The organism is Pseudoalteromonas sp. UBA2102, from assembly GCF_002331165.1.
Lineage (GTDB): Bacteria > Pseudomonadota > Gammaproteobacteria > Enterobacterales > Alteromonadaceae > Pseudoalteromonas > Pseudoalteromonas atlantica.
Genome location: NZ_DCYU01000146.1, coordinates 1 through 9220 on the forward strand (window position 1 = coordinate 1; position 9220 = coordinate 9220).

General features: G+C 41.0%; 9 protein-coding genes. 3 read left to right on the top strand and 6 right to left on the bottom strand.

All coding sequences use genetic code 11. From position 1 onward, the window contains the following. Positions 1-84: 84 nt before the first annotated feature. Positions 85-735 (bottom strand): M48 family metallopeptidase, encoded by a 651-nt coding sequence (locus tag B2R65_RS18720; RefSeq protein WP_286745247.1) that lies wholly within the window; start codon positions 733-735, stop codon positions 85-87. 309 nt (positions 736-1044) lie between these two features. Here B2R65_RS18720 and B2R65_RS18725 point away from each other — a divergent pair, with 309 nt between their 5' ends. Both B2R65_RS18725 and B2R65_RS18730 read left to right on the top strand, forming a co-directional pair. Beyond that, positions 1045-4377 carry an MHYT domain-containing protein gene (locus B2R65_RS18725; RefSeq protein ID WP_286745249.1) on the top strand — a complete coding sequence of 1111 codons (3333 nt, stop codon included), beginning with the start codon at positions 1045-1047 and terminating at the stop codon, positions 4375-4377. A gap of 9 nt (positions 4378-4386) precedes the next feature. Then, positions 4387-5382: a response regulator gene (locus B2R65_RS18730; RefSeq protein WP_286745252.1), complete on the top strand. Its 996-nt coding sequence runs from the start codon at positions 4387-4389 to the stop codon at positions 5380-5382. Here B2R65_RS18730 and B2R65_RS18735 read toward each other — a convergent pair. Next, positions 5379-5807 carry a VOC family protein gene (locus B2R65_RS18735; protein ID WP_286745255.1) on the bottom strand — a complete coding sequence of 143 codons (429 nt, stop codon included), beginning with the start codon at positions 5805-5807 and terminating at the stop codon, positions 5379-5381. The genes B2R65_RS18730 and B2R65_RS18735 overlap by 4 nt on opposite strands. A 1-nt stretch (position 5808) precedes the next feature. Next, positions 5809-6465: an HD domain-containing protein gene (locus B2R65_RS18740; RefSeq protein WP_121637667.1), complete on the bottom strand. Its 657-nt coding sequence runs from the start codon at positions 6463-6465 to the stop codon at positions 5809-5811. A 140-nt stretch (positions 6466-6605) separates the two neighbouring features. Between B2R65_RS18740 and B2R65_RS18745 the strand changes: the two genes are divergently transcribed. Then, positions 6606-7796, top strand: coding sequence for a class I SAM-dependent methyltransferase (locus B2R65_RS18745; RefSeq protein ID WP_121637668.1), 1191 nt, complete (start codon positions 6606-6608; stop codon positions 7794-7796). Between the two features lie 96 nt (positions 7797-7892). Here the strand turns inward: B2R65_RS18745 and B2R65_RS18750 are convergent, their stop codons facing one another. The 3 genes from B2R65_RS18750 to B2R65_RS18760 form a co-directional block, all read right to left on the bottom strand. After that, on the bottom strand, positions 7893-8189 hold the full coding sequence (locus tag B2R65_RS18750; protein ID WP_004589184.1) for a PilZ domain-containing protein: 297 nt from the start codon (positions 8187-8189) through the stop codon (positions 7893-7895). 9 nt (positions 8190-8198) lie between these two features. Further along, complete coding sequence (locus B2R65_RS18755) at positions 8199-8579, bottom strand: response regulator (RefSeq protein WP_024034218.1); 381 nt, start codon at positions 8577-8579, stop codon at positions 8199-8201. 74 nt (positions 8580-8653) lie between these two features. Next, a partial coding sequence (locus tag B2R65_RS18760; protein ID WP_286745260.1) for a DUF3418 domain-containing protein occupies positions 8654-9220 on the bottom strand: 567 nt, incomplete at its 5' end.

Below are 9220 nucleotides of genomic sequence, written 5' to 3' on the forward strand. Positions count from 1 at the left end.
CGAATCCAGCTCCCTCCACCACTTCTTATCTTCAGTATCCTTTTCTATACCTTTTTCATTACTATTTAAAACTTCATTTTTAGACTAATTATCAAATACCCACTGTAATGTTGCCCCGTGGTTTTTAAGCCATGCTGATGCAGATTTATAATCGGGATAAAAATTAGCTACGCGCTTCCAAAAAGCGCTGCTGTGGTTCAAATACTTTAAATGAGCCAATTCGTGCACAATAACATAATCAATTATACGATGAGGCGCCCCAACAAGGTTAAGGCTAAAGGTTAGCTCTCGCCGAGAATTACAACTCCCCCACTTACGTTTATAACTTCCAATCGTCAATTTAGTCGGTAATGCTTCTGACATCTGTTGGCAATAATAAGCTAAACGCATTTCAATGTAGTTTGTTAGCGTTTCTTCAAGGGCAAGGCAAAGTAACTGCTTGCGTTTTTCAGGCTGTTTTTTTACTCGATTAGAAGTGTAAATAGTAAACTCGCTATCGGATTGCTGAACATGCGAGCGTGTCCCTTTTGCAAAAGTAATGGTATATGGCTTAGCAAAAACCATTATTTGCTGGTTTTTAAACGGGTGTTGTTGAGTATCAATGGCATTAAGTTGTTTATGTAATTGCGCAGTTACCCACTCTTTTTTACTAAACAGCCATTGTTCTATTTGTAGTTTTGGCACGTGCGTAGGCGCATAAACAGTAACTAATTTTTGGCTAACTTTTATTGCCACTGTTTTACGCCTTGCACTGCGTTTTAGCTGATACTCAAACAAGGTGTATGCTCTAAATATAAATAAAAGCGTATTATAAAGCCTTATTTAATCAATGCAGTTATTTAGCGATAAATAAGTGGGCTCAGTGTTTATTATTATTTTTATTTACGCAAAATCACGTCTTATTAATGAAGCACGTTACGCATGTTAATACTTTAATGCTAAAAAGTAACCTCGCTGATTTATAATATAAATTATTAGATTAACAGTTTATTTATAAAATAAATCTATTAAACTAGTTCAATAAAGATACTAATTTGAGCCACTATGCTGTCTGCATTTTTTATAACCGACCACGATCCGAGCCTCATTATCAACGGTGCATATAACCCTATACTGGTTAGTTTATCGGTCATTACCGCTATTTTTGCTGCCTTTTTTACGATCTGGTTGGTTGATGTAGCAAAGCAAACAAAGTTCGAAAGCTATAAACGCTTAGCCAATGTGACCGGTGCCACTGTTTTATCGGCCGGTATTTGGAGTATGCATTTTATAGGTATGTTGGCCTTTTCGTTATGCACAGAAATACACTACGACCCAATCATTACCGTTTTGTCTTTTTTACCGGCGTTTATTGCATGTCAGTACGCTTTTTCGATTTTAGTAAAATCGCAAGGGTCATACAAACACCTTATTATTTGCTCTATTTTACTAGGCTCAGGCATTGGTACAATGCACTACAGCGGCATGGCAGCAATGGAGCTGGCCCCGTTACTACGTTACGATGCAATCATATTTGCTTTATCAATTGTGGTCGCTGTTGGTTTATCGTTCATAGCACTTTTTACGCGTTATCATTTAACGCGTTTGCTACCTAATTTATCACAACTGCAAGCCCGCGCTATTACCGCTGTTATTTTAGGCTCAGCGGTGGCAGGTATGCACTATATGGGTATGGCTGCTACCCGCTTTGTTGCAACCTCTCCGCTTTTACCCGATTACGAAGAGTCAACCACTGAGCTTGCTTTTGTGGCTATTGCCGTAGCTACCGCGACCGTTGCTATAACCTGTGTCATTGCAGTTATAAATGGCATGGTTAGATACCGCTTACTGCTTGAGGAAAAATCGGCGGATGAATCTCGACTAAATGCTATTTTAGGCACTGCTATTGATGGCATTGTGACTATAGATCACACCGGCATTATTTTGAGCTTTAACGAAGCTGCCAGCAAAATTTTTGGTTGGCGAGAAAACGAAGTTCAAGGTCATAATGTAAAAATGCTGATGGCCGATGAAATCGCTCGCCACCATGATGGCTATTTGTCTCACGCCAAAAATGTAGATCTAGGAAAAGTAATTGGTATAAATAGGGATGTGTCTGCCAAACACAAAGATGGCCACCTTTTTCCTATTCGCTTAGGTATAGGGGAGGTTAATCAGCCAGGTCATATGCCGTTATATGTTGGCTTTATCACCGATTTAACCGAACAACGCGCTATGCAGCAAAGCCTTATTGAAAAAGAGCAAAAGTACCGCTCTTTAATGGATAATATGCCTGGCGCTGCTTTTCGCTGTAAGTACGACGAAAACTGGAGCATGCTATTTATCAGCCCAACAGTGGCTGAGCTAACTGGGTACACGCCAGAAGAGTTCACAGAAAGCTGCATTGAACTTAACGACCTTATTTTAAAAACAGATCAGCCAACGGTAAACGAAGCCGTAGCGCAAGCCATGACCTCAAGTTTAAAGTACTCGGTAGAGTATCGTATTCGCCACCGTAACGGCAAAGTTGCCTGGGTATTAGATAAAGGCAGTATTACCTGTGATAAAGATAATAACCCGCAGTGGATAGATGGGGTATTGGTTGATATTACAGAACAAAAAGAATACGAAGACAAACTTGAGCAGGCAAAATTGCAAGCTGAAGAAGCAGCGCACGCTAAGCAATCTTTTATGGCTAATATGAGCCATGAGATCCGCACGCCGATGAATTCTATTATCGGTTTTAGCGACCTACTGATGGACACTCCGCTAAACCAAGAACAGCAAAAGCACTTGGTTACAGTTAATAATGCGGCGCGTTCATTATTAAGGTTACTTAACGAAGTGCTTGATACCGCAAAGCTTGAGCGCGGAAAGCTAACTATTGAACCCGTTCACTTTAGTTTAAAACAAGTACTCGATAGCATTATTTCGACATTTTGGCTTGAAGCAAAAAAGAAAGACTTGCGTTTAAAATTGAACATTAAAGATTCTGTTGCCACAACTTACTATGGCGACCCAGACAGGTTAAGGCAAATTTTAACTAACCTCATCGGTAACGCCATTAAATTTACCGAGCAAGGTTCGGTTGAGCTAACTGTAAGTACTACGCAAACCGATCAGCTCTTTTTTGAAGTCCAAGATACCGGCATAGGTATTGCCAAAGACCGTGTTAAAGCTATATTTCAGCCGTTTGTTCAGGCCGATGGCACCACTACTCGTCGCTTTGGCGGTACAGGCCTGGGAACAACCATTAGTAAACAATTAGTAGAGCTGATGGGCGGCACCATAAATCTAGTCAGTGAAGAAAACAAAGGCACCTGCTTTTACTTCTCTTTACCGCTTATACAAGGCGATTCAGAAAAAATAGACCATTTCGATGGCCTGCACACTCAATTACCATCGCTAAGGGTACTTGTGGTGGATGATATTGAGCAAAACACCGAGCTGCTTTCGTTATTACTTTCTAAAGATCAACATTTGGTAAGCAAAGCAAGCAACGGTTTAGAGGCTATTGCAATATTCGAGAAGCAAGATTTTGATGTCATCTTAATGGATATTCATATGCCTGAGTGTGATGGCATAGAAGCAACCACAAAAATTAGAGCCATAGAAAAGCAAAGGCAGCTTAAATTTACCCCCATTATTGCGTTAACGGCAAGCGTTCTACAGCAAGATAAACTCACAGCTAAACGTGCTGGCATGAACGGCTTTGCTAATAAGCCGATAGATATAAATCAGCTTAACCAAGAAATTGCCCAGGTGCTTGGCTTAGGTATTGCTAAAGATATGGTTATTAGCCAATCAGACCCTGAGGCTAAACACATCGACTTTGAAAAAGGTGTGATGCTTTGGGGTAATAAATGCAAACAGTTAACCGAAATTGCCAAATTTATAAATGACAGCAATAAACGATTTGATATTTTATTTAACAGTAAGTTATCTGAGATTAAAGACGCCAATAGCCTGATACATACCCTTAAAGGGGTCGCCGGTAATTTAGGCCTAACAACATTAATGACTTTATTAGCCAATTTAGAGCGCGAGCAAACTTCTGAGCAATCTACAGCGTTAGTAACACAAATAAAAGACGAGTTAGTGACAATAACGCAATTAATATCAGGCGATGAGTGCGCACAAATCACGCCTGCTGAGAGTGAAAATACTGAGCAAAAAAGCACGCTAAACGCGGCTGAATTAAAGTCACTGTGTGAAACGCTACACCATGAAGCGCAAAGCGCCGAGCTCAACGATGATTTGCTAGCGCAGCTTGAAAATAACGCCCCTGCACACTTACAAACTCAAATAAATGAGGTTGTAAACGCATTTGATGAATTTGACTTTGATCAGGCGCAACACGTCCTAGACGGTCTAATTAAAGAGTTTACCCAAGAATGAGAATATTGAATGGATTTTAGCAACGACAAACCACGTATATTAATCGTTGACGATGAACCTGCTAACTTAAAAGTCATGCGAGAAGTATTAGGTAATCAATACCGTATGTCTTTTGCTAAATCGGGCGCTGCAGCACTTGCGCTACTAGAAAAAGAACAGCCTAAACTTATATTACTCGATATCATGATGCCCGATATGAATGGCTTTGAGGTGTGCGAAATACTTAAAAGCACACCCGCGCTTTCGCATATCCCAATTATATTTGTAACGGCTTTGGGTGATGAAAGCGATGAGTTTAAAGGCTTTGAACTCGGTGCTGTTGATTACATTGCTAAACCTATTAGCCCCGCGATTGTGCGCGCACGTGTTAAAACGCATTTATCGCTTGTACAAGCCGAGCAATTAAAGCAAGCCCATGTTGATTTAGTACATCGGTTAGGCCGCGCTGCAGAGTACAAAGACACAGACACTGGCGAGCACATTGCTAGGATGAGCCAATACAGTAAATTATTAGCATTAGAATTTGGCATGGGTGAGCAACAAGCAGAGCTACTTCGCCAAGCAGCCCCCATGCACGATGTAGGTAAAATAGGTATTCCGGATGCTATTTTATTAAAGCCTGGGCGATTAACCCCTGACGAATTTGACCACATGAAACAGCATGCGGCTATTGGCGCACAAATTTTAGCAAATTCCTCATCACCGCTATTACAACTTGCCCATAAACTGGCTATAGAGCACCACGAAAAGTGGGATGGCAGTGGCTACCCTAATGGTTTAAAAGGCGAACAAATATCGGTTGAAGGGCGTATTGTGGCTATTGCAGATGTATTTGATGCCCTTACCTCTAAACGCCCGTATAAAGAGGCTTGGGGTGTAGAAGAAGCGCTTGAGCATATGCAAGCACAAGCGGGTAAACACTTTGACCCCCACCTCATCAATTTATTTGTAAATAAGCTCGATGCTATAATCGCAATTAAAAACGCATATCAAGAGCAACACTAAGTATTGCGCGTGCGCGAGCCTTGTTTTACATCACCATATACCGCTTTTATGTGCGGGTAGTCATGAGAGGTTATTTCGTGGCTATTCCCACTGTTATCTTTAAAATAAAGCGAAAACGTTACACCGTGATCGGCCAGTACTGTTTTTATGTTTAAGCCATTTAAATAATCAACCCAACAAATAAACTGTGCACCGGTGGCTGCAAACGCAATACCTTTGCTTCGCCCTTGTCCTTCAAATAACGCTAAACGCGTTGTTTTTGCGCTATCTTCAAGTGTGAGTGGCCCTTTGCCATTTTCATCCCAAAAGACAAGCTCTTCAACTACGCTAAAGCCTAGTACCTGCTTGTACCACTTTAGCGCTTCTGGGATGTTTTCAACATTAAGGTGGCAATGATCAATGCCCGATAATAAAGGAGCGCTCATATTATTGACCAATTTCTGATTTTAGCTGCTCTAAAAACGCATACATATACTCTGTGCGTCGCTCTGCCTCGGCTTTAGCTGAGGGCGTATTCATGCTCTTAGCAATATGAAGCAATTTAATAAAAAAATGATCAAGGGTATAGGTTTTATCATCTGCTTCGCGGTTAACACAAAATGGGTCATCAGGGTTATACAGTAAGCGGCTAATAGAGCCCCCTACTTTCATACAACGGCTAACGCCTATTGCACCGAGTGCGTCCATTCTATCGGCATCTTGCACGATTTGCGCTTCTACAGTTTTAACCGCTATATTGGCGCTAAAGCTATGGGCAGCGATAGCATGATGAATATCATCAAACAAAGATGCGTCGTAGTTAATTGATTTTAAAAACGCAATGGCTTTATCTGCCGCCATAGTAGATGCTTTTGCTCTATCGGGGTGGTTTTTTGCCACCGCAACACAATCGTGCATCCACGCCGCCGGCAAAACAATATTCATATTGGCTTGCTCGGCGTGACATAATTGAATGGCAACACGCACTACGCGTTCAATATGTGTTATGTCGTGTGCTACATCGGCATGTATTAACGAAGTAATAAATGAGCGACATTGAGAATCAAGCTGTTGTAACTCAGGGCTTAAAGCAGTGTTGGCCACAGTGATGTTCCAAAAAACTAATTTATATGAGAATTATCCGTACTTTAACGTGCTTTACACCTCCCTTGCAAAACATTCATTGTATGTTGCCCTATGCTTGACTAAAATACAGCGCTTATTTATTACAACTGAGAAGCCTTATGTCATCTGCCGTTTACCTACAAGCTGGTCGCGAAAAATCATTAAAAAGAAAACACCCTTGGTTATTTTCAAAAGCCATCAAAAAAATTAAAGGTAAACCAGGCCTAGGTGATACGGTTACCATTCACGACAGCGAAGGTAAATTTTTAGCCACCGCAGCTTATAGCCCTCACTCACAAATAAGAGCGCGAGTGTGGAGCTTTGATGAAAAAGAAGTAATAGACCAACACTTTTTTGAGCGTCGCTTACGCCGTGCTTTAGATGCTCGCGAGCATGCAATAGCCGAAGGCGGTTTAACTGGCTTTAGGTTGTGTGCTGCTGAGTCTGACTATTTGCCAGGTGTAACCATTGATAAGTTTGATAACACCTTAGTTTGCCAATTACTAAGTGCCGGCGCTGAGCGCCATAAAGGTGAAATTGTAGGCGCGTTAATGGCTATTTTTCCTGGCGCGAATATTTATGAGCGCTCAGATGTAGACGTGCGCACCAAAGAAGGCTTAGAACCTATTAAAGGTGTACTGTGGGGCAACGAACCTTCAGAGCCGGTGGTTATTGAAGAAAATGGCTTAAAGCTTGAAGTAGACATTTTAGAAGGTCATAAAACAGGCTTTTACCTGGATCAACGTGATAGCCGCGCAGCACTTGAGCGCTTTTCAAAAGATAAAACCGTATTAAATTGCTTTAGCTACACAGGTACTTTCTCACTTTACGCACTACGTGGTGGCTGTAAACACGTCACGAATGTTGATGTATCACAACCAGCACTGGATACCGCTAAGCGTAACGTAGAGCACAATAACTTAGATTTAAATAAAGTCGATTTTGTAAAACAAGATGTGTTTAAGCTATTACGCCAATACCGTGAGGAAGGCAAACAGTTTGACACTATTGTGATGGACCCACCAAAATTTGCAGACAACAAAGCGCAGCTAACCGGTGCGTGTCGTGGTTATAAAGATATAAACATGATTGCTATGCAAATATTAAAACCAGGCGGTACATTACTTACCTTCTCGTGCTCTGGATTAATGGAGCAAAACTTGTTTCAAAAAGTGGTAGCAGACGCTGCGCTAGATGCGGGTAAAGAGCTATTGATTATGGAGCGTTTAAATCAAGCGGCCGATCACCCTATTGCTGGCAGTTACCCTGAAGGCTTTTACTTAAAAGGCTTAATTTGTAAGGTTTACTAAAAATTATTGTTATTACCTACAAGGACGTAGGTAATAAAATCGAACGTTATTTAACACCCGCAATAGCAAAAGCCAGCCGCTAGGTGTTTATTCAATTTAATTAAACTGAACTATTTCTAATCCTGCGGTAATGGTGCCATCGTCTTCTTTGCTAGCACGTATAACTTTAGCCGTTGCATTTAAAGAGGCAATACTTGGGTGAGTCGACTCTATATTAACCTGTAACAAAGTATCGAGTTCAAGCAAGTCATCTAAATGAAGTGATAGCCCAGTGGCACTTAAATCAACACATTCTGCGGTATAATTTAGCCCAGCAACAGGCTCTATTGTTGTTAATTGCGCAGGAGTATTAACCTGCATACGTCTAAAATTGCGCTTATCTTCAGTAAACATGCATCACCTTTAAACAACCGTGTTTATTTGCTCAAATAAAGTACCCATCGAAAACGGTTTTACTACATAGGCATCACACCCTGCATCAAAGCCAGCTTGCTTTTCCGAGGGCGACTCTAAGCCCGAAACCATAACAACAGGTATATTTTTAGTTTCAGGCGTGTGCTTAAGCATCCGACATGTATCATACCCATCTAGGCCAGGCATACATACATCAAGCAAAATAATATCCGGCGGGTTAGCAATGGCAGACGCCAAACAGCTTTTACCCGAGTCAGCATAACTAACATCAAATTTTGAGGTCAGGGCAGATTTAAGCATTTCATAATTAAAATACTCGTCATCTACAACTAACAATCGCTTAATCTTATGTTCAACCGATGAGGACATAGGTATGTCGCTTCCTTCTCAACCAAAAATAAATCCTTCTATTAAGGTACTAAGCTTAATAGAAAATGCAAGTTTTATTCTATCTCTTTTATCGCATTCATAACGCGTTTTGCAGAAATAGGATATGGGGTACCTAAGGTTTGCGCAAACAGTGACACCCTAAACTCCTGCTGCATCCAAAAAATAGCGTTTACCTGTTGCGGAATAGGTAAGCCTTTTGGAATTTTATTTACGAGCTTTTTGTACTCTTGCGCTACTTTTTCAAGTTCTAAAACACACAGTCTATCGCGGTTAGGATCAACAGGTAGTTTTTCTAAACGTTTTTGAATCGCTTTTAAATAACGAATTAGGTCGGGCATTTTATTCGCACCGTGAGCGCTCACAAATCCTTTGAAGATAAGTGACTCAAGCTGCGATTTTATATCGCCATGGGCAGTTATCATAGTTAAATCGACACGCCCTTTCATTTTTTTATGTAACGCATGAGCAATGCTTAAAACTTGTTCAACCTGTGTGGCGATTTCTACCACAGCATCGCCTAGTTCGCCCCTAATTTGCTCTTTAACTTTATCAAAAGCGTTTTCATCGCGTATATCGCCATGCTTTATTAATAAGCTGTCTACGCCGGCGGCAATACAATC